The sequence below is a fragment of the Bacillus sp. AMCV2 genome (assembly GCF_056033925.1).
The window spans coordinates 3395138-3416403 of record NZ_JBVYIB010000002.1 but is presented as its reverse complement, the minus strand read 5'-3'; the positions used below and the strand labels follow the sequence as shown (position 1 = coordinate 3416403).

Genomic DNA, 21266 nt, shown 5'->3' with positions numbered 1-21266 from the left:
AGGACAGGTTCACAGTAAAAGGGAGGATATAAAAAGTGAGAAAGAGTTTAATTACACTTGGTTTGGCTTCCGTCATCGGGACAAGCAGTTTTTTGATCCCATTTACAAGTAAAACTGCATCGGCGGAAACATTAGATGAAAAGAAACAAAAAATCGAAAGCAAGCAATCTGAGGTTGCTTCCAGCATTGAAGCGAAGGAAAAAGAATTAACTGAGCTTCAGGAAAATCAATCAAAGATTGAAAAAGAACTGAAAGACATTAACGCTAAGGCGCTTGATACAAGCAACAAGATCGAAGATAAAAAAGAAGAAAATGATAAAACAAAAGAAGAAATCAAAAAACTGAAAAAAGAGATTAAAGAAACAGAAGCACGTATCGAAAAACGCAATGAAATCCTGAAAAAACGCGTTCGTTCTTTACAGGAAAGCGGCGGATCTCAAGGATACATAGATGTTCTTCTAGGATCAACAAGCTTTGGTGACTTTATCTCTCGTGCGACTGCGGTTTCATCTATTGTGGACGCAGACAAAGATTTAATCAAACAGCAAGAGCAGGATAAAGCGAAGCTCGAAGATTCTGAAGCGGATTTGAATGACAAGCTGAAAGAAGTTCAAGCTGCATTGGCTAAATTAGAAACAATGCAAAAAGACCTTGATAAACAGCTTAATGAAAAAGACAAGCTTTTCGACGAAGCAAAAGCAAGCCAAAAGAAAACGGCTAAAGCGATTTCTGAATTAAAATCAGAGGCGTCTGAACTTGCAAATCAAAAAGCAAATACTGAAGCTGAACAAGCACGCATCAAAAAAGAACAAGAAGCAGCGGCTGCTTTGATCAAAAAGCAGGAAGAAGCACAAAAAGCATCTGATGAAACACAAACAGATGACAGCCAAACGGCTACAACTGAATCAGCAAAAGCAAGCTCATCTGATGATTCTTCAGACAATTCTTCTAACGGTTCATCAAACAGCTCGTCTAACGGCTCATCTTCTAAGAAGAGCAGCGGCTCAAACAGCAATTCAGGCGGCACTGTTATCAGCAACTCTGGCGGAATTGAAGGCGCGATCAGCGTTGGTTCAAGCATTGTAGGACAATCTCCTTACAAGTTTGGCGGCGGACGCACTCAGTCTGATATCAACAACCGTATTTTTGACTGCTCATCATTCGTACGCTGGGCATACGCTTCTGCAGGTGTTAACCTTGGACCTGTCGGCGGAACAACAACTGATACGTTAGTTGGCAGAGGACAAGCTGTCAGCGCATCGGATATGAAACGCGGAGACCTTGTGTTCTTTGACACTTACAAAACGAATGGACACGTAGGAATCTACTTAGGTAACGGTACATTCCTAAACGACAATACTTCTCACGGTGTATCTGTTGACTCAATGAGCAACGTTTACTGGAAAAAAGCATTTAAAGGCGTTGTAAGACGTGTTGTTCAATAATAAATATGACAAGGGCCTTCTATAAACAGAAGGCTCTTTCTTTATTAACATATACCCTTTTCGAATACATTTAATCGTGTTGAGCAAAAAAATAGCGTATCACCATGAGATTTTATAGGATATGGGTAAGGAATACGTTTGATGGGGATTCTTATCATATAAGAAAGAGCCCAAACTTGAAAAGATGGTTTAAGGAGTGAATAGTGTGTCAGAAGAAAAAATTTATGACGTGATTATAATCGGCGCGGGCCCTGCTGGGATGACGGCCGCTGTATACACATCAAGAGCGAATTTATCGACATTAATGATTGAAAGAGGAATTCCTGGCGGACAAATGGCCAATACGGAAGATGTAGAAAACTATCCTGGATTCGAAAGTATCCTTGGGCCTGAGCTTTCTAACAAAATGTTTGAACACGCGAAAAAATTCGGCGCTGAATACGCTTATGGTGATATTAAAGAAGTCGTTGACGGCAAAGAGTACAAAGTAGTCAAAGCTGGTTCAAAAGAATATAAAGCCCGTGCTGTCATCATTGCTGCTGGTGCGGAATATAAAAAAATCGGCGTGCCTGGCGAAAAAGAATTGGGCGGACGCGGTGTATCTTATTGTGCAGTATGTGACGGCGCTTTCTTTAAAGGCAAAGAACTTGTCGTTGTTGGCGGCGGAGATTCCGCGGTTGAAGAAGGCGTATATCTGACTCGTTTCGCTTCAAAAGTAACGATTGTTCACAGACGTGATAAACTCCGTGCTCAAAGTATTCTTCAAGCGAGAGCATTTGATAATGAAAAAGTTGATTTCCTATGGAACAAAACCGTGAAGGAAATTCATGAGGAAAACGGCAAAGTCGGTAACGTAACGCTTGTCGATACGGTAACCGGTGAAGAAAGTGAATTCAAAACAGACGGCGTATTCATTTACATCGGCATGCTTCCTCTGTCTAAACCGTTTGAGAATCTGGGCATTACGAATGAAGAAGGCTACATTGAAACAAACGACCGCATGGAGACAAAGGTTGAAGGAATTTTCGCTGCCGGAGACATTCGCGAAAAATCACTGCGCCAAATCGTAACGGCTACAGGAGACGGAAGTATTGCGGCACAAAGCGTACAGCATTATGTCGAAGAGCTTCAAGAAACGCTGAAAACCTTAAAATAAAAAGGGCTGTCATACGAGTTTCACATTACGTTACTGGGTTTTAATTCCGTTGTAACACATGTGTAATGCTTTTCGGTTATGATTAATAAAGTAATTGACCCCCTTTTTATAATGAATACACTTTTTTGGCACGGATTCTCCAGTTATCCGTGTCCTTTTTTTGTCCATAAATAAAAGATGAATGCCAGTTACAGCAAAATCATCTGAATTAAGGAATGAATATGCTGTAAAATAGAAGAAAAGATTGTCAATGTCTCTTCATTGTGGGAGGCATCTTGAAGCGGTATAATAAAGAGACGATGACAGGACGAAGGTTAGGTGACGTACTTGCAAAGAGTGACAAATTGTGTGCTTCAGACGGATGACAAAGTTCTTCTGCTTCAAAAGCCGAGACGCGGATGGTGGGTCGCGCCGGGAGGCAAGATGGAGAGCGGAGAATCAGTCAGAGACTCCGTCATCAGAGAGTACAGAGAAGAGACTGGTATCTATATCATAAATCCTCAATTAAAAGGCGTTTTTACCTTTATTATTAAAGACGGTGACCACATTGTCTCCGAGTGGATGATGTTTACGTTTGTCGCGGATTCTTATACTGGACAAAATGTATCAGAATCAGAGGAAGGCAAACTGCAGTGGCACGATGTCAACGACATTCAGAACCTGCCTATGGCCCCTGGAGACGGCCATATCCTTGATTTTATGATGAAGGGACAAGGGCTGCTGCACGGCACATTTACGTATACACCGGAATTTGAGCTGCTCAGTTATCGTTTAGACCCGCAGCACATCAAATAGAAAGACAAGTCAGGGGGGAGAAAGATGAGTGTTAGTGAATCACATGATATTCAGCTTGTCATTATAACCGGAATGTCGGGAGCGGGAAAAACTGTCGCGATCCAAAGCTTTGAAGACCTCGGCTATTTCTGCGTCGATAATCTTCCGCCTTCATTGCTTCCGAAGTTTTTAGAGCTGATGAAGGAATCAAATTCGAAAATGAGCAAAGTTGCGCTCGTGATGGATCTGCGCGGCCGCGAATTTTTTGACCGGCTGATTGAAGCGCTGGATGAAATGGCCGAAAATCCGTGGATCACACCGCGAATTTTATTCCTGGACGCGAAGGATTCCATTCTCGTCACAAGATATAAAGAAACGAGACGCTCGCATCCGCTGGCTGCGACTGGCCTGCCGCTTGAAGGCATCGCACTGGAACGAGAGCTGCTTGAGGAATTAAAAGGCCGCTCTCAAATCATTTACGATACGTCTGACATGAAGCCGCGTGATTTGCGTGAAAAAATCGTGAAGCACTTTGCGACAAACCAAGGAGAGACATTTACCGTGAATGTCATGTCATTTGGTTTTAAATACGGTATTCCAATTGATGCAGATCTCGTCTTTGATGTCAGATTTTTGCCGAATCCGTACTATATCGAAAGCATGCGGCCGCTGACTGGTAAGGATAAAGAGGTTTCCTCTTACGTCATGAAGTGGAATGAAACGCAAAAGTTCAATGAGAAATTAATTGATCTGCTGAGCTTTATGCTTCCATCTTATAAAAGAGAAGGAAAAAGCCAGGTTGTCATTGCGATCGGCTGCACAGGGGGCCAGCACCGCTCTGTGACATTAGCCGAGAATTTAGCTGATTATTTCAAAAAGGATTACTATACTCATGTTACTCACCGGGACATTGAAAAGAGAAGCCGGAAATAAGATGGGACAAAAGCCGAAAATCGCAATCTTTGGCGGCGGTACAGGTCTTTCTGTATTGCTTCGGGGCCTAAAGCATAAACCTGTTGACATCACGGCCATTGTAACAGTTGCCGATGATGGCGGAAGCTCTGGCCGTCTGCGGAATGAACTGAAAATTCCGCCTCCCGGAGACATCAGAAATGTGCTTGCCGCTTTATCCGATGTGGAGCCGCTTGTTGAAGATCTTTTTCAGCACCGCTTCAATAAAGGGAATGACTTAACAGGCCATTCTCTCGGGAATTTGATTTTGGCAGCGATGACAAATATAACCGGTGATTTTTTTCACGCTGTCACTGAAATGAGCAAGGTGCTGAATGTAAGAGGAAAGGTTTTGCCGGCTGCCAATGCCAGTGTCGTTTTGCATGCTGAGATGGAAGACGGCCGCGTGGTCTCAGGCGAGTCAACGATCCCGGAATACGGACAGCGTATTAAGCGTGTTTTTCTCACGCCTGAACAGATTGATCCGCTGCCGGAAACAATAGACGTGATCAGGGAAGCGGATTTGATTATTATCGGCCCGGGAAGCCTCTATACAAGCATTCTTCCCAATTTACTCGTCCCAAAAATCGGGGAAGAAGTGATAAAGGCGCCGGCGAAAAAAGTATACATTTGCAACGTGATGACTCAGCCCGGCGAAACGCTCCATTACACCGCTGCTGATCATGTGAAAGCGCTCAATCAGCATATGGGCTGCGGTTTTATTGATACGATATTAGTGAACAGTGAAGACATTCCCGACGAAATAAAACGTAAGTACGAAATGGAATCTGCGCGTCCTGTTGATTTTGATATTGAAGAGCTGAAAGCGATGGGGCTTGAAGTCATCAGAGATCAAATTGTAACGTATAAAAATGACGTAATACGTCACGATACACATAAAGTGGCCTCTCTTCTTGTTGATTTACTGAAAGAATGAAGCCTTGAAATGAGGTGGCTATATGTCATTTGCATCAGAAACAAAAAAAGAATTAACGAATCTGGAAGTGAAGGACTGCTGCATTAATGCCGAGCTGTCCGCACTCATTCGGATGAATGGAGCCTTATCATTTACAAACCGCCATCTCGTACTCGATGTTCAAACCGAAAACGCGGCCATTGCCCGCCGCATCTATACATTGCTGAAAAAACAATATGATGTGTCGGTCGAGTTGCTGGTCAGAAAGAAAATGCGGCTGAAAAAGAATAACGTCTATATTGTGCGTTTTTCAGAAAATGCAAAAACGATCTTAGAGGATTTAAAAATACTCGGGGAGAACTTTGTGTTTGAACGAAGTATTTCGAAAGAGCTGGTTAAAAAGAGGTGCTGCAAGCGTTCTTATATGAGAGGAGCATTTTTGGCAGGAGGTTCGGTCAATAACCCGGAAACCTCCTCGTATCATTTAGAAATCTTCTCTCTTTATAAGGAGCATAACGATTCATTATGTGACCTGTTAAATGAGTTTCAGTTAAACAGCAAAACGCTCGAACGGAAAAAAGGCTATATTACCTATTTAAAAGAGGCTGAAAAGATTACAGAGTTTCTGAACGTAATCGGTGCTCACAATTCGCTTCTGCGATTTGAGGATGTCAGAATCGTTCGGGACATGAGAAATTCGGTCAACCGCCTCGTCAATTGTGAAACAGCCAACTTAAACAAAACGATCGGCGCATCGCTGAGACAGGTGGAAAATATTAAATACATCGATGAAAGAATCGGCCTGGAGGCGCTGCCTGAAAAACTTCGGGAAATTGCGCAGCTTCGGATTGATTATCAGGAAGTGACGCTGAAAGAGCTGGGGGAAATGGTAGCAAGCGGGAAAATCAGCAAATCAGGGATCAATCACAGGCTGAGAAAACTTGACGAAATCGCAGAACAGCTGCGGACAGGGCAAACCGTCACTTTAAAATAACCGTAAAGAAAAGGGGAGATCTTATGGTTCAACAGAAAGTGGAAGTTCGATTAAAGACAGGACTGCAAGCACGTCCTGCTGCTTTGTTTGTACAAGAAGCAAACCGGTTTACGTCAGATGTGTTTCTAGAGAAGGATGGGAAAAAAGTAAACGCCAAAAGCATCATGGGGCTGATGAGCCTTGCGGTAAGCACAGGCACTGAGGTTACCTTGATTGCCCAGGGAGAAGATGAACAAGAGGCGCTGGAGAAGCTGGCTGCTTACGTTCAAGAAGAAGTTTAGGTGATAAAAATGAGTGACTTTCTAAAAGACTGCTTTCAGAAAATTGGCTGGGAGAAAGATCATGTCAGCTTCGGCGATCTTCCCCTTTTTCTCAAAGCAATGGCATACCGTTTTCCATTCGAAAACCGTGCCGTACTTGCAAAAGAGAATTATAAGATCACAAAAGAAGAGCTATGGCGACGTCTGCTCAAAGATCAGCACGGCGGCCTATGCTACGATCTAAATGGTTTCCTTTATTTTGTCTTGCGTGAGGCCGGGTTTCATGTGAAGCTCATTCGAGGAACGGTTTATGCAGGCAATCAAGAGGGATGGGCACTAGAAGGGACGCATGCTGCTGTATGGCTGTCTGCGGAAAACGGCGATTACCTCGTTGATATCGGCTTCGGCATCAACCTGGCGCTCCAGCCGATACCGCTTTCCGGAGAAACGGTACAGTCACCAGTCGGGTCATTCCGAATCAAAAAAGAAGAGACAGAAAAGGGCAGCCATGTTCTGCTGATGGACAAAGGAGAAGGCTGGCAAATTGGGTACGCCTTTACTCTTGAAGAGAGTGATCTCGGGGACTTAGATAACATGAAGGACATCATTCACTCTCATGAAAAATCTCCTTTTAACAAGTCCCTGCTTGCCTCAAAGCTGACGCCGAGCGGAAGGATGGTCATGTCAGAGCGCCATTTTACGATTTATGAAAACGGCGGTAACATTCAAAAAAGCGACATCGGCCCTTCAGGATTTGAAGAGAAATTAAATACTCATTTTTTGTAACGTGAAAAGCTTGCAGGTTATCTGCAAGCTTTTTCTTATGAACAAGTGTAGATTGCTGTATCAAATGCGTCTTCTGGGATATACAGTTTTCCCTTTTCATATTTATAAGGAATTTCATTCTCTTTAAAGCACTCTTTGGTATAGTCAGTTAGTGTATCCCCAATTTCTATGTATTTCCCGGTATAGTTGGGCTGACATGCTGAAAGAATTGACGTCATTGCCAGAAACAGCATGATTTTCTTCATCACGACACCTGCCTATTATGAAATTTTTACCTTTATCATTCTATCATAACGAAAAGAAAAAGACCGATTTACTATTCCGCACATGCTATAATAATTTTGGAATCTTCTAGAAAAATCATCGTGATGTACATATAAGGGGGATCAACGTGTATCGGATTTTGCTTGTGGAAGATGATGAGCGGATTGCTTCTTTGCTGGGCGGTCATCTTCAAAAATACGGATATGAAGTGAAAATTGCTGAACAGCTGAATGATATAAAATTGGAATTTGCAGAAATGAAGCCTGATCTTGTGCTGCTTGATATCAACCTGCCTTTTTTTGACGGGTTTTATTGGTGCAGGCAAATCCGTACCATTTCCAATGCGCCGATTATCTTTATATCGGCACGGACCGATGAGCTGAATCAGGTAATGGCGATTGAAAATGGCGGCGATGATTATATCACAAAGCCGTTCCATCTAGAGGTAGTGGTGGCCAAAATCAAAAGCGTCCTGCGCCGCACATATGGTGAATACTCGCCCTCTTTGCCGCAGGAATCCAGAATAGTGGAGCTTGGCGGGCTAACGATTTATCCTGATCAAAATGAAGCGGAGTGGAACAGCGTCCGGATTTTGTTTTCCCAAAAAGAATTCCAGCTTCTCTCGATTTTTGTGAGGGAGCATAAAAAAATTGTCTCTCGTGATGAACTATTGGAGGCGTTATGGGATGACGTTGATTTTGTCGATGACAATACGTTAACGGTCAATGTCAACCGGCTGCGGAGAAAACTGGAGAATGCAGGACTGACAGATTGCATTTCCACAATCAGAGGACAAGGCTATCAATTTCAAGTCAATCGGAAGGATGAAGCGGAGTGTTAAAGACTTATCTCATCGACCGCTTAGCCATTATTCTATTTTCATTATTAGGGATAGGGTCCGCCATGCTGATTGCGTATTTAAGCATTGTAGAGAGCGGCGCAGAACCTTCCAAAGAAAATATGATGTACATATGGATTTTGCCCGGTACTCTTTTAGCCGCAGGTTTTGCTGCTGATTATGTTCGGCAATTTTCCTTTCTCACATATGTTAAAAAGCTTGCAGAACAAGCCTCTTCTTCGAATGACATCGGACAGTCTTTGAAAGCCCGAAAGCCAAGAACAGGAGAGCAAGCGCTTTGGACGAAAATGATCAACGCACTCGGGCAGCAATACGAAAGCAGGCTCTCACAATATATCAATCAGCAAAAACAGCATTATACCTTCACCAACCAATGGGTCCACCATATGAAAACACCGGTATCCGTCATATCCTTAATGATTCAGGAAGGAAAAAACGGAACTTCATCCTCTTTTCCGACGTTTTTAGAGGAGCTGGAGGATGAGAATGAGAGATTTCGCCACGGTCTTGATATGATGCTGCAAACGGCCCGGCTGGAGGAATTTGCATTTGATGTAAAGCCGCAAACCTTTGATTTGGCAGAAATGGTTCGTTCACTGATCAATCAGGAAAAACGTCAGTTTATTAAGCGACGCCTTTTTCCAACATTACATGTGCCGACAAATGCTGTTCAGATTTCCAGCGATCAAAAGTGGCTTTCCTTTGTTGTCGAGCAAATCCTTTTCAACGCCTTAAAATATTCAAAGCAAGGTGTCGGAGACTCTATTACAATCCGGATTGAAACACAGGGACATGAGACGCGATTGTCGGTTGCCGACGAAGGAATCGGCATACCGCCGCAGGATCTGCCGCGGATTTTTGACGCGTTTTTTACCGGAGAAAACGGACGAACCATGAAAGAGGCAACTGGAATGGGCCTTTATTTAGCAAAACAGGTGTGCAGCCGTCTCGGCCATAAGCTGTATGCGGAATCAAAAGAAGGGGCTGGCACTGTGATGACCATCGTGTTTTCAAGTGACACCCTCGTGAATGTGACAGCATTGTAAGGTTGGGGAGCGGAATTGCAAGAAAGTTCGATGGGAGGATGCTGACTTCCTTTTTATAATAAAGAAAAAGGAGGAGCAGAACATGAACGTGTTGCAAACAACGAACCTATCGAAAACGTACTATTCAAATAAAGGAACAATATCATACCAAGCGCTCAGCGCCTTTGATCTCAGTGTGTCAAAAGGAGAATTTGTCGGGATTATGGGGCCGTCGGGTAGCGGAAAAACCACGCTCCTGAATTTGCTGGCTACCATTGATAAGCCGACCCAGGGCGAGATGATGATCAACGGCATTCAGCCGAAAACGTTAAAGGACCAAGAGCTGGCTTTGTTTCGCAGAAGAGAACTCGGCTTCGTCTTTCAGGATTTTAATCTGCTTGATACGCTGACGATTCGTGAAAATATTCTCTTGCCGCTTGCATTGGATAAGGTTAAGCTGAGAGAAATGGAAGCCCGATTGGATGAACTGGCGGATACGCTGCAAATCAAGCATATTCTCGATCACCGCACATATGAGGTGTCGGGCGGACAGCAGCAGCGGGCAGCTTGTGCCAGAGCGATTATTCACAATCCGGCGCTCATTCTTGCCGATGAACCGACAGGAAACCTCGACTCAAAATCGGCAAAGCAAGTGATGAACACACTGGCTCAGCTGAATGAGGAAAAGGAAGCGACGATTCTGTTGGTTACGCATGATGCCACAGCAGCAAGTTTCTGTAAACGAATTGTTTTTATTAAAGACGGACGTTTCTTTTCAGAGATTCACAGAGGAACAAACAGGCAGGTGTTTTATCAAAGTATATTGGATACCTTGAGTGTGTTGGGAGGCGATTTTCATGAATTTGAGAACTATCGCCCGTAAAAACATTCTTGGGAATCTGCAACGGTATGTGGCCTACTTTTTAAGCTGTGTGTTTGCCGTTTCGGTGTTTTTTGTCTTCACATCATTTATTTTTCATCCTGATGTCAATGAAGACAATATATATGGCGGAAGCCTTGTCAAAACATGCTTGAGCGCAGCTCTTGTCGTCATCATTGTGTTTTGTATATTTTTCATCACATATTCCAATTCAGCGTTTTTGCAGGCAAGAAAGAAAGAGTTTGGGCTGCTGACACTGTTTGGCACATCAAAGCAGCAGCTTCGCAAGATGATTTATTATGAGCAGTCACTTATTTCTCTTGCGGCGATTGCGGCCGGCATTGGAGCAGGCCTGTTATTTTCAAAACTGTTTTTTATGATCATGACATGGATGCTCAGCGTGAAGGTGCCGATTTCGTTTGCCATTGTGCCGAAAGCGTTTGTGATGACAATTGCTGGCTTTCTCATCCTGTTTCAGACGCTGCTCATTTTATCACTGGGACGGATTCGGAAGCTGGAAATCATTGAACTGATTAAATCGGCCAAAAAGCCGAAAAGTTTGCCGGTTTATTCGAAATGGCTCACTGTATTGTCTTTGCTATGTCTTGGCAGCGGTTATTACCTATCTGCAACAGCCAATGCAATTGACATGATGTTTCGGGTTTTTCCAATTTTGATTTTAGTGTTAATTGGCACGTATTTCTTTTTTACCCAAAGCAGTGTGGCGTTTTTCCGCATGCTGTACCGAAAGAAACACAGCTTCTACAAAGGCACAAATATCATTGTGCGTTCCAACATGATATTCAGGCTGAAGGATCATGCACGCATGCTGTTTTTAACCTCTGTCATTACAGCGGTCATATTAACAGCTACAGGTGTCATCTATATGTTTTATTCCGATTTACAAAGGCAGGAGGAGCAAAGCATTCCTCAGTCTGTTTCCTGGGTGGAAAAGGATGCTTCCCGCTTTCAGGTCATGAAGCCTGAGACGGCTGAGAATACATTGAAAAAAGCTCATGCTGTTATCAAGTATAAGGTGGATGCCACAGGGATTCCTGTCACTTTTCAGTCAGACTTGCCGTATGGAAATAAGAAGATGGAAGCGGAAGCTTTGCTGATTTCAGAAAAAGTCTATAATCAAGTCGCAAAGGAAAAAGGGTTCCCAGTTATTCATTTACAAGAAAATGAAGCATTTATTAATGTTTCTTTTCAAATGATGGTGAAAGACACATTTGGAGAAGGGGAAACAGCAGCATTTCATATGAAGTCAGGAAAAACTCTTTCCTACGTCATGAAAAAGCAGCAAAACAAAGGGATATTGATGTCTGTCGATGGAGTCAGCCGTTTATTGGTTGTCAGCGAAAAGAGCTTTGACAGTCTGTCACAGGATGTGCCGCTGAAGGAACAGATGAGAATGGTAGGTTATGAGCTTGAGCATTGGCAGGAGACGGTGGGTGTCTCTGAAAAGCTTGAAAACATGGTGCCGAAAGAACATACATCTGATTTTCAAACACGTGCTCCTAGTTATCAAATTGTGAAGCAGGGAGTTGCATTAATGCTGTTTATTGGTCTGTTTGTCAGCGTGCTGTTTTTTATCGTGCAAGGAAGCATGCTGTATTTGCGGATGTTTACGGAAATAGAAGATACGAGAGTGCAGGTGTTAGCGTTAAAAAGGATAGGGGTTACGGACAAAGAGATTCACTCGATCCTTGGAAAGCAAATAGGATTTTTATTTTTCATCCCATTTATCGCAGGTACGATTCACGCCGGCTTTGCGTATGCAGCGTTAAGTAATATGCTGAATTCCAATTTATTTCTTGAGGCCGTAATTGTCATCTTCATTTATTTTGTATTCCAGGCTCTTTATTATATCGTCACCCGTCATATTTATAAGCGTGCTGTTCTTCAGCGTATGTAATATGAAATCCGGTCTGTTATCAGACCGGATTTTTGATTTATTGAAATTCTCTTGTGAGATTTTTCGGTGTTTGTCCTTGAATGGCTGCAATCATATTTTCGGCGGCCTGTTTGCACATGTTGAAGCGCACTTTAGCTGTTGCTGAACCGATATGAGGAAGCAGCGTGACATTATCCAGCTGCAGGAGCGGATTATCTTGGGTGACAGGCTCTTTTTCGTATACATCTAAGCCGGCTCCCCTGATCCAGCCTTCCTGAAGAGCGCGAATCAGTGCTTTTTCATCAACTGTCTTTCCCCGGGAAATATTGACGAAAATTGCTGAATCCTTCATCAACTTAAATTCGCGTTCTCCTATCATGTGATAGGTTTCATCAGTCAGCGGCGTAATGAGAAGAATAAAATCAGATTGCTCCAGCAATGTATCAAGCTCTGCATACTTAACGCCGATGCTGTCTTCTGTTTCTTGTTTGCGATGTCGGTTATGATAAAGCACTTCCATATCAAAACCAAATTTGGCGCGTCTCGCTGCTTGTTCTCCAATTCTGCCCATGCCGATAATGCCTAACGTTTGATGATGAACATCAATTCCGAAAAGTGCTTCCTCTTCCACGGTTCCCCATTTTCCTGCTCTGACAAAACGGTCCAGTTCGGCAACACGTCTGGCGGAAGATAGAATCAGTGAAAAAGCCAGATCTGCAACTGTGTCATCCAGTGTATAAGGTGTATGAGTCCCGACGACTCCTCTTTCTTTCATTGCTTCTATATCGAAGTTATCGTAGCCTACTGATTGGTTGCTGACCACTTTGAGCTTAGGCGCGTGTTCCAGCAACTCACGATTGATTGACGGTCCGGACGTCCCTGATGTTAAAAGCCCCTCCGCTTCTTTTAATTTTTCAAGTAGCACGTCACTCGGAAGCGTATCCTCCTGCCATACTTCATAACGGCAATGTTCACCGATGAATGCTTCAATCTCTTCAGGAATCGGTTTTGTGATAAATACAAATGGTTTCAACAAGGCTCCCCCTTTATGGCTGTTGTCTATTTCATTATATCGGAAATAAATAGATGTTAAAAATATAGCTGCGTTTTTTAGTTTCTGGTTCTTTTGAACTTAAAATGAAGATCGAACAGCTAAATCTGCTTAAAAAAGTTTTTTAATTATCAGAATTCACCCATATTTTTTGTCAGACAAATCATCAATATGCGAGCTGCAGCCGGATTATAGGATTCATTAAATATAAATTTTATTATCTTTGAAAGATATAAATGTTTATGTTTTGATTCTACAGTCCAATTATAGTGTCTTTTTTTGAAAGCCTTTTCTTGGCTTATTCCTATGCTATAATTCCTTACTGTAAGCTGGGTAAGAAGGCTTGCAAAATCATATGGATGGGAGATGAATCAAATGGTTTCTTTAACATCAATTTTGGAACACAATCAGCGGTTTGTCAGTGAGAAGAAGTATGAACCGTACAAAACGACAAAGTTTCCTTCGAAAAAGCTCGTCATTGTCACCTGTATGGATACAAGGCTTACAGAACTTCTTCCGCAAGCAATGGGGCTTAAAAACGGTGATGCTAAAATTGTAAAAAACGCGGGAGCCATCGTTTCTCACCCATTTGGAAGCGTGATGCGAAGCATACTGGTCGCGATTTATGAATTGCAGGCTGAAGAGGTATGCATTGTCGGCCATCATGAATGCGGAATGTCAGGGCTGAATGCGTCCTCGATTCTTGAGAAAGCAAAGGAACGCGGGGTGGAGGATAGCTGCCTGAATTTGCTGACGAGCGCCGGACTCGATTTGAAAACGTGGCTGACCGGTTTTCACAGCGTGGAAGAAAGCGTTTCCCACAGTGTGAACATGATTAAGAATCATCCGCTGCTTCCGAAAAAAGTGCCGGTTCACGGACTTGTCATTCATCCTGAAACAGGAAAACTTGATGTGGTCATTAACGGTTATGAAACTGAGCTTATAAACAATCACTCATAAGGGAGGTTATAAGAAAATATGCGATTCTCAGGGAGATTCAAGGGGTACAATTTGCAGAAATTTCAGAAAGACTTGATTGCAGGTATCGTAGTAGGTGTCGTGGCAATTCCTTTAGGAATGGCGTTTGCCATTGCCTCGGGAGTCGAGCCTGAATATGGGCTATACACTGTTGTTATAGCAGGGATTTGTATTTCTTTGTTTGGAGGATCAAAATATCAGATTGGCGGTCCGACGGGCGCCTTTGTCCCGATTTTATTCGGCATTATCATGCAGTACGGCTTGGAAAATCTGCTGATTGCGGGGTTTATGGCAGGAGTGATGCTGGTACTGTTTGGGCTGTTTAAGCTCGGAAAAATAATGAAATTCGTGCCCAAACCCGTTATCGTCGGTTTTACAGCCGGAATTGCCGTGCTGATCTTTACGGAACAAATCGCTAATTTTCTCGGATTGAGAAATGTTGAAAAACATGAGAACTTTCATCACAACATGTTTGAAATTGTGCAGCAGCTCGGCACCTTTAACGTGTATGCCATTTTGACAGCTGTGATCGGGCTCGTCATTTTGCTTGTATCCGCCAAGGTGATGCCTAAAGTGCCGGGCGCTTTGTTGGCGCTTCTTATTTCCACAGTGGTCGCGGTTGTCTTTTTCCCTGACCGCATGGCAACGATCGGGTCAACTTATGGAGAAATCCCCCGCCATTTGCCTGAATTTCAGTTTCCTGAGCTTACTTTCGATAAAATGGTTATGCTGTTTCCAGCTGCGCTTGTCATCGCGCTTCTTGGAGGACTTGAGTCGATTTTGTCCGCAATGGTCGCTGATAACATGAAGGGCTCAAAGCATGACAGCAACAAGGAGCTTGTCGGCCAGGGGATTGCGAATATGGCAGCGCCCCTGTTTGGCGGAATCCCGGCTACAGGAGCGATTGCGAGAACGGCGACCAATATAAAAAACGGAGCGGTTTCCCCAGTTTCCGGCGTCGTTCACGGCGTAGTCGTTCTCCTTGTCCTGCTTGTATTTGCGCCTTATGCGTCCCATGTGCCGCTCGCCAGTATGGCACCGATTCTCATGGTGGTCGCATGGAATATGAGTGAGCGCAAGGAAGTCGCAAACATGCTGAGACTGAAAAATGCTGATTCCTTTATTTTGGCGGCGACCTTCGCCCTTACGGTTCTGTTTGACTTAATCATCGGTGTGGCAACCGGATTGCTGCTTGCATTTGTGTTCTTTATCAGAAGAATGAGCGAAGCGACCCGCATCCACAATCAGGAATCGCATCCTGTTCTGGCGAAGAGAGAAGATCCATCTGTCAGCATGTATGCCATAGAAGGGCCGCTGTTTTTCGGATCAATTGATTCCCTTGAATCGTCATTGCTGGAGCATGTACAGAAAAAACCGAAAACCCTCATTCTGCTCATGAATAAGGTGCACTATATGGATACGTCAGCTGAAGCGGTGCTTGGGAACATTATGAATCGAATTAAGCGCCACAATGGAAAGCTGATGATTGTAGGATTGCAATCGCAGCCGAAGGAGCTGCTGCATAAAACAGGCCTTTTTCACAAAATAGGAAAGCAGCATTTCTTTGATCACCATGATGAAATCACAGGTTAAAAAAAGCGGCCATCGCGGCCGCTTTTTTATGCATGCTCAAATCGTTTTGTCAGTTTTTCTTGGTGGGCCTTCATGACGTCTTCTAAAGAGACACCATACATATCAGCAAGAATGGCGATATTTCCGATGACATCTCCCATTTCTTCAATCAATTCTTGTTTTAGCTCAGCGCGTGACGATTCTTTCTCATCCGGCCGGTCTCTGCCGATTTCATACGCCCTGACAGCCCGGGCCAGTTCTCCGGCTTCCTCCATTAAAAAGCCGACGCGAATAAAAGGTCCGTATTCTGTCCAGCCTCTTTTCTCGTAAAACTCTTTCATCCATTTTTCTGCATCAGCCAGCTGCAACCTCATCACTCCTGCATTCTTTATGTATTTCATATTGATATTATCACATGAAGATGGGACAATATATAGTGTGTTTTTGAATATTTAACACGATATATAGATGCGGAGATGACAAGATGAAAACCATTTGTGTATTTGCGGGATCAAACCCTGGGGGAAATGAAGCGTATAAAAGAAAAGCGGCAGAGCTTGGCGTGTATATGGCTGAGCAGGGAATCGGCCTTGTCTATGGGGGCTTCCGCGTAGGCTTGATGGGCACGATTGCTGACGCGATTATGGAAAACGGCGGAACTGCAATCGGGGTCATGCCGAGCGGTTTGTTCAGCGGGGAGGTTGTCCATCAAAATCTGACTGAGCTGATTGAAGTAAACGGGATGCATGAACGAAAGGCTAAAATGAGCGAGCTGGCGGACGGCTTTATCTCGATGCCGGGCGGCTTCGGTACATATGAAGAATTATTTGAAGTGCTGTGCTGGGCACAGATCGGCATCCACCAAAAGCCAATCGGACTGTACAATGTAAACGGATATTTTGAACCAATGATGAAAATGGTGAAATACAGCATTCAAGAAGGGTTTTCTAACGAATCGCACCTAAAACTGATTCACAGCTCGTCACGGCCGGATGAGTTAATTGAGCAAATGCAAAGTTACTCTTATCCGATTTTAGAAAAAAAGTGGACAGAAATTTAAAAAAGAGACTTTCTCGTGGAAGTGGAGAGAATGAGTCTGCCACCTAGCGTATGAATCCATGAAAAATCGAGTGTTTTTAACAAAGTGAGGTTTCCTTAAGGGAAATCTCTTTTTTATTTCTCTTTTGCCTGCATCGTATATTTAGCAGTAATAGAGGACTTTATCACTAGTTTGGATAATAAGCACAGATAAGGAGGGGATGAAAATGGCAACATTGTCAGATGTGGCGAAAAAAGCAAATGTTTCGAAAATGACGGTATCACGAGTGATCAATCACCCTGAGACGGTGACAGATGAATTGAAAAAGCTTGTTCATTCTGCGATGAAAGAGCTGAATTACATCCCTAATTATGCGGCGAGAGCGCTCGTGCAAAACAGAACACAGGTTGTGAAACTATTGATACTTGAGGAAATGGATACGACAGAACCATATTACATGAACCTGCTGACAGGAATCAGCAGGGAGCTGGATCGCAATCACTATGCTCTCCAGCTTGTGACAAGAAATTCTCTTAATATTGGCCAATGTGACGGCATTATTGCCACCGGCTTGAGAAAGAACGATTTTGAAGGTGTAATAAAAGCTTTTGAGAAGCCACTCGTCGTATTTGGACAAAATGAAATGGGCTATGACTTTATCGATGTGAATAACGAGAAAGGCACCTTTATGGCAACCCGCCATGTTATGGGGCTGGGGGAGCGGGAAGTTGTCTTTTTTGGCATTGATTTAGATGAGCCTTTCGAACGTGCAAGAGAACAGGGGTATATACGGGCAATGAATAAAAGCTTTAAAAAATCGAATATGTTTCGGATCGACAACAGTTCTAAGAAAAGTGAATGCCTTGCAAGAGAACTGCTGAAATCCATGGACAATCAGGCCGCATTTGTCTGCGCATCTGATCGAATCGCGCTCGGCGTCATTCGTGCGGCGCAATCCCTTGGAAAGCGAATTCCAGAAGACGTTGCGGTTACCGGGAATGACGGTGTGTTTCTTGATCGCATCTCCTCGCCGCGCTTGACTACGGTCAGACAGCCTGTTGTTGAAATGGGGGAAGCCTGTGCGAAAATGTTGCTGAAAAAAATGAATGAAGACGGTGCTGCACAAGGAAGCCTATTTTTTGAACCAGAGCTAATTGTACGACAATCAACGCTGTAAGCGCCTTATTCTGTTATCGGTAACAGGGTGAAAAGGATTGTTCCCACAATTTCATCATGATACTTTCAAACTATGAGCCGGCTTCAATATAACGGAAATCAAAGGGGGAAACATGATGGAATATGCAGCGATTCACCACCAGCCATTCAGCACCGATGCTTATTCTTATGATGGGCGGACTGTGCATATCAAGATTCGGACGAAAAAAGGTGATGCAGATCACATTCGATTCATTTGGGGTGATCCCTATGAGTACAACGACGGCAAGTGGTCGGCAAACGAGCAGCCGATGAGGAAAATTGCTGCTACAGAAATGCATGACTATTGGTTTGCTGAAGTGGTGCCGCCATTTAGGCGTTTACAATATGCGTTTGTTGTAACAGACGATCATGAAGACATCTTTTTCGGAAGTTCGGGTGTATGCCCTTATAACGAAAAAACACTGGAAACGATTCATTATTACTTTAAATTTCCGTTTGTTCACGAGGCTGATACATTTCAAGCGCCTGAATGGGTCAAGTCAACGGTTTGGTATCAAATTTTTCCGGAGCGTTTTGCAAATGGAAGAGAAGACTTGTCACCGAAGAATGCATTGCCGTGGGGGAGCAAGGACCCGGACGTCAATGATTTTTTTGGAGGGGATTTACAAGGGATTGTTGACAAGCTTGATTATTTAGAGGATTTAGGGGTGAACGGAATTTATCTGACACCGATCTTTTCCGCACCTTCTAATCATAAATACGACACGCTGGATTACTTTTCTATTGATCCGCATTTCGGGGACCCTGAGCTTTTTCGTACATTGGTCAGCCAGTTGCATCAGCGGGGGATGAGAATTATGCTTGATGCGGTTTTTAACCATATAGGAAGCGCGTCTCCGCAATGGCAGGATGTCGTCAAAAATGGAGATCAATCCCGCTATAAGGACTGGTTCCATATTCACTCTTTTCCCGTCACAGACGACAATTATGACAGATTTGCTTTTACAGCTGATATGCCGAAGCTAAACACGGCTAATCCCGAGGTGCAGAAATATTTGCTTGATATTGCTTTGTACTGGATTCGCGAATTTGACATTGACGGCTGGCGTTTGGATGTCGCAAATGAAGTAGATCACGCTTTTTGGAAGACATTTAGGCAGGCTGTATCTACTGAAAAGCCTGACGTTTATATTTTAGGTGAGATCTGGCATTCTGCCGAACCCTGGCTTAGAGGGGATGAATTTCATGCGGCGATGAATTACCCTTTTACAGAGCCTATGATTGAATATTTTACTGACCGGACGATCCCAGCCTCACGTATGGCCTACCGTGTCAATGCGCATTTGATGAAAGGGATGAAGCAAGCCAATGAGGTGATGTTTAATTTACTGGATAGCCATGATACAAAGCGCCTTTTGACCAGATGCCGCAATGATGAGAAGAAAGCACGCGCGTTGCTGGCCTTTATGTTTGCTCAGTCAGGTTCTCCCTGCATTTATTACGGAACGGAAATCGGGCTGGACGGCGAAAATGATCCATTATGCCGGAAATGTATGGTTTGGGAAAAGGAGAAGCAAAACCAAGACATGCTGCAATTTATGAAACGGTTAATTGCTTTACGCAAGCAGGAAAACACTTTATTGACTGAAGGACATCTTGAGTGGAATCTGCTGGATGACCAAAACGATTTTATTAGCTTTTCACGGACTCTTAATGAAAAAATACTGATTTATTTCTTTAATCAAGGGAATGCGGTTCAACATGTCAGTTTACTGGATTTGAATATTGAAAGGAATAAGAAAATCTGTGATGCATGGACAGAGCAGCAGCTTCAGCATCACGATGTCATTGCCGTTCAGCCGGGAGAATTTTTGATTTTGAGTGCTGCCGCCCCTGTATAACATTCTGTTATCGGTAACAAATCAAAAGTTGTTGTAACCGCTTTCTACAGGACAATACAATTGTTATAGTTTCGTAAATAGAAGGGGGAAAAGAGATGGTTCTTTTTAAAAAGGGGTTCGCCATATTGGCGGCATCATTCCTGGCAATTGGCCTTGCCGCCTGCTCAAGTTCAAAAAATCCAGCAAGCGCTGATGGCAAAAAGGTGCTGACTGTGTCTGTCGAAGAAACGTATAAAGAATACATTGAAAGCATAAAAACAAAGTTCGAAAAAGAGAATGATGTCACAGTAAAAATTATTGAAAAGCAAATGTTCGAACAGTTGGAGGCGCTTCCCCTTGATGGCCCGGCGGGTAATGCGCCTGATGTTATGCTTGCTGCATATGACCGGATCGGCGGTTTGGGACAGCAAGGACATTTGCTTGACATTAAGCCATCTCATACAAAAAGCTTTGGTGATAAAGAAATGCAGCAGGTGACAGTTGACGGCAAAGTGTACGGAATGCCGCTAGTCATTGAGACACTTATTTTGTATTACAATAAAGATCTTTTAAAAACAGCGCCAAAAACATTTAAAGACCTTGAAAAGTTAACGGAAGATCCTCGATTCGCGTTTGCTTCGGAAAAAGGAAAATCAACCGGATTTTTAGCAAAATGGACTGACTTTTATATGTCGTACGGCTTATTGGCTGGATACGGCGGATATGTGTTTGGGAAAAACGGCACAGATTCCGGGGACATCGGCCTGAACAATAAAGGGGCTGTAGAAGCGGTGAAATATGCGGAGAAATGGTTTGAAACCTATTGGCCGAAAGGAATGCAAGACAATTCAAGCGCAGACGACTTTATTCAGCAGATGTTTTTAGAAGGCAAAGCGGCTGCGATCATTGGCGGTCCTTGGTCAGCTGCCAACTATAAAGAGGCTAAATTGAACTACGGAGCGGCTCCCATCCCGACATTGCCCAATGGAGAAGAATATGCCCCTTTTGCGGGCGGTAAAGGCTGGGTAGCTTCAAAATATACAAAAGAGCCCGAGCTGGCTGAAAAATGGCTTGAGTATGCTGCAAATGATGCCAATGCTTACGCTTTTTATGAGGATACAAACGAAGTTCCGGCCAACACTGCTGCAAGGAAGAAAGCCGATGAGCAAAAGAATGAACTGACGTCAGCTGTGATTAAACAATATGAAACAGCAACGCCGACTCCAAATATTCCGGAAATGGCTGAAGTATGGACAGGAGCGGAAAGTTTGATTTTTGATGCAGCTTCAGGAAAAAAATCGACACAAACATCAGCGAATGATGCTGTAAACGTCATAAAGGAAAATATTAAAGAAAAGTATGTGAAATAAAACGGCGGGAT

General features: G+C 43.5%; 21 protein-coding genes. 18 read left to right on the top strand and 3 right to left on the bottom strand.

What is annotated here, in order from left to right; all coding sequences use genetic code 11:
* The first annotated feature begins 35 nt into the window (after window positions 1–35).
* The 8 genes from cwlO to AC0OMA_RS17680 all read left to right on the top strand — a co-directional run bounded on the left by cwlO (window position 36) and on the right by AC0OMA_RS17680 (window position 7282).
* The gene (gene cwlO, locus AC0OMA_RS17715; protein ID WP_063334719.1) at window positions 36–1445 is read left to right on the top strand and encodes a peptidoglycan DL-endopeptidase CwlO; all 1410 of its coding nucleotides are present in this window, start codon (window positions 36–38) and stop codon (window positions 1443–1445) included.
* 205 nt (window positions 1446–1650) lie between these two features.
* Entirely contained in the window at window positions 1651–2601 is a 951-nt protein-coding gene (gene trxB, locus AC0OMA_RS17710) for a thioredoxin-disulfide reductase (RefSeq protein ID WP_003228139.1), read from the top strand.
* A gap of 318 nt (window positions 2602–2919) precedes the next feature.
* Window positions 2920–3396, top strand: a complete 477-nt coding sequence (locus AC0OMA_RS17705) for an 8-oxo-dGTP diphosphatase (RefSeq protein ID WP_010886622.1) — start codon at window positions 2920–2922, stop codon at window positions 3394–3396.
* 24 nt (window positions 3397–3420) lie between these two features.
* A complete protein-coding gene (gene rapZ, locus AC0OMA_RS17700; RefSeq protein WP_003243903.1) occupies window positions 3421–4308 on the top strand; it encodes an RNase adapter RapZ in 888 nt (295 codons plus the stop codon).
* Window position 4309: 1 nt separating this feature from the next.
* On the top strand, window positions 4310–5263 hold the full coding sequence (gene mgfK / locus AC0OMA_RS17695) for a gluconeogenesis morphogenetic factor (protein ID WP_003244450.1): 954 nt from the start codon (window positions 4310–4312) through the stop codon (window positions 5261–5263).
* Between the two features lie 22 nt (window positions 5264–5285).
* On the top strand, window positions 5286–6236 hold the full coding sequence (gene whiA, locus AC0OMA_RS17690) for a DNA-binding protein WhiA (protein WP_003228147.1): 951 nt from the start codon (window positions 5286–5288) through the stop codon (window positions 6234–6236).
* A gap of 23 nt (window positions 6237–6259) precedes the next feature.
* Complete coding sequence (locus AC0OMA_RS17685; RefSeq protein WP_003219835.1) at window positions 6260–6517, top strand: HPr family phosphocarrier protein; 258 nt, start codon at window positions 6260–6262, stop codon at window positions 6515–6517.
* Window positions 6518–7282 (top strand): arylamine N-acetyltransferase family protein, encoded by a 765-nt coding sequence (locus tag AC0OMA_RS17680; protein WP_080344232.1) that lies wholly within the window; start codon window positions 6518–6520, stop codon window positions 7280–7282.
* 35 nt (window positions 7283–7317) lie between these two features.
* Here the strand turns inward: AC0OMA_RS17680 and AC0OMA_RS17675 are convergent, their stop codons facing one another.
* Window positions 7318–7527: a lipoprotein gene (locus tag AC0OMA_RS17675; protein WP_003243327.1), complete on the bottom strand. Its 210-nt coding sequence runs from the start codon at window positions 7525–7527 to the stop codon at window positions 7318–7320.
* A 146-nt stretch (window positions 7528–7673) separates the two neighbouring features.
* Between AC0OMA_RS17675 and psdR the strand changes: the two genes are divergently transcribed.
* The 4 genes from psdR (at window position 7674) to psdB (ending at window position 12228) form a co-directional block, all read left to right on the top strand.
* Window positions 7674–8387 carry a two-component system response regulator PsdR gene (psdR, locus tag AC0OMA_RS17670; protein ID WP_047183246.1) on the top strand — a complete coding sequence of 238 codons (714 nt, stop codon included), beginning with the start codon at window positions 7674–7676 and terminating at the stop codon, window positions 8385–8387.
* Entirely contained in the window at window positions 8381–9451 is a 1071-nt protein-coding gene (gene psdS / locus AC0OMA_RS17665; RefSeq protein WP_322839823.1) for a two-component sensor histidine kinase PsdS, read from the top strand. Before psdR ends, psdS begins: the two co-directional genes overlap by 7 nt.
* Before the next feature lie 82 nt (window positions 9452–9533).
* Window positions 9534–10313: a lantibiotic ABC transporter ATP-binding protein PsdA gene (psdA, locus tag AC0OMA_RS17660; RefSeq protein ID WP_003228167.1), complete on the top strand. Its 780-nt coding sequence runs from the start codon at window positions 9534–9536 to the stop codon at window positions 10311–10313.
* Window positions 10288–12228: a lantibiotic ABC transporter permease PsdB gene (gene psdB / locus AC0OMA_RS17655; RefSeq protein WP_474222306.1), complete on the top strand. Its 1941-nt coding sequence runs from the start codon at window positions 10288–10290 to the stop codon at window positions 12226–12228. Before psdA ends, psdB begins: the two co-directional genes overlap by 26 nt.
* Before the next feature lie 37 nt (window positions 12229–12265).
* Here psdB and AC0OMA_RS17650 read toward each other — a convergent pair whose 3' ends face one another.
* Window positions 12266–13243, bottom strand: coding sequence for an NAD(P)-dependent oxidoreductase (locus AC0OMA_RS17650; RefSeq protein WP_100505863.1), 978 nt, complete (start codon window positions 13241–13243; stop codon window positions 12266–12268).
* A gap of 381 nt (window positions 13244–13624) precedes the next feature.
* Here AC0OMA_RS17650 and AC0OMA_RS17645 point away from each other — a divergent pair, with 381 nt between their 5' ends.
* Entirely contained in the window at window positions 13625–14218 is a 594-nt protein-coding gene (locus AC0OMA_RS17645) for a beta-class carbonic anhydrase (protein WP_010886620.1), read from the top strand.
* Window positions 14219–14236: 18 nt separating this feature from the next.
* Entirely contained in the window at window positions 14237–15829 is a 1593-nt protein-coding gene (locus AC0OMA_RS17640) for a SulP family inorganic anion transporter (protein WP_474222305.1), read from the top strand.
* A gap of 26 nt (window positions 15830–15855) precedes the next feature.
* Here the strand turns inward: AC0OMA_RS17640 and AC0OMA_RS17635 are convergent, their stop codons facing one another.
* Window positions 15856–16176, bottom strand: a complete 321-nt coding sequence (locus AC0OMA_RS17635; protein WP_015483742.1) for a MazG nucleotide pyrophosphohydrolase domain-containing protein — start codon at window positions 16174–16176, stop codon at window positions 15856–15858.
* Between the two features lie 116 nt (window positions 16177–16292).
* On the opposite strand from AC0OMA_RS17635, the gene AC0OMA_RS17630 reads away from it, so the two are divergent.
* From AC0OMA_RS17630 to mdxE, 4 genes are all read left to right on the top strand, one after another.
* Window positions 16293–16868 (top strand): LOG family protein, encoded by a 576-nt coding sequence (locus tag AC0OMA_RS17630; protein ID WP_474222304.1) that lies wholly within the window; start codon window positions 16293–16295, stop codon window positions 16866–16868.
* 205 nt (window positions 16869–17073) lie between these two features.
* On the top strand, window positions 17074–18024 hold the full coding sequence (locus tag AC0OMA_RS17625; RefSeq protein ID WP_181220178.1) for a LacI family DNA-binding transcriptional regulator: 951 nt from the start codon (window positions 17074–17076) through the stop codon (window positions 18022–18024).
* Between the two features lie 112 nt (window positions 18025–18136).
* On the top strand, window positions 18137–19906 hold the full coding sequence (gene mdxD / locus AC0OMA_RS17620; RefSeq protein WP_474222303.1) for a maltogenic alpha-amylase: 1770 nt from the start codon (window positions 18137–18139) through the stop codon (window positions 19904–19906).
* A 95-nt stretch (window positions 19907–20001) separates the two neighbouring features.
* Window positions 20002–21255, top strand: coding sequence for a maltodextrin ABC transporter substrate-binding protein MdxE (gene mdxE / locus AC0OMA_RS17615; protein ID WP_327828555.1), 1254 nt, complete (start codon window positions 20002–20004; stop codon window positions 21253–21255).
* Window positions 21256–21266 lie beyond the last annotated feature (11 nt).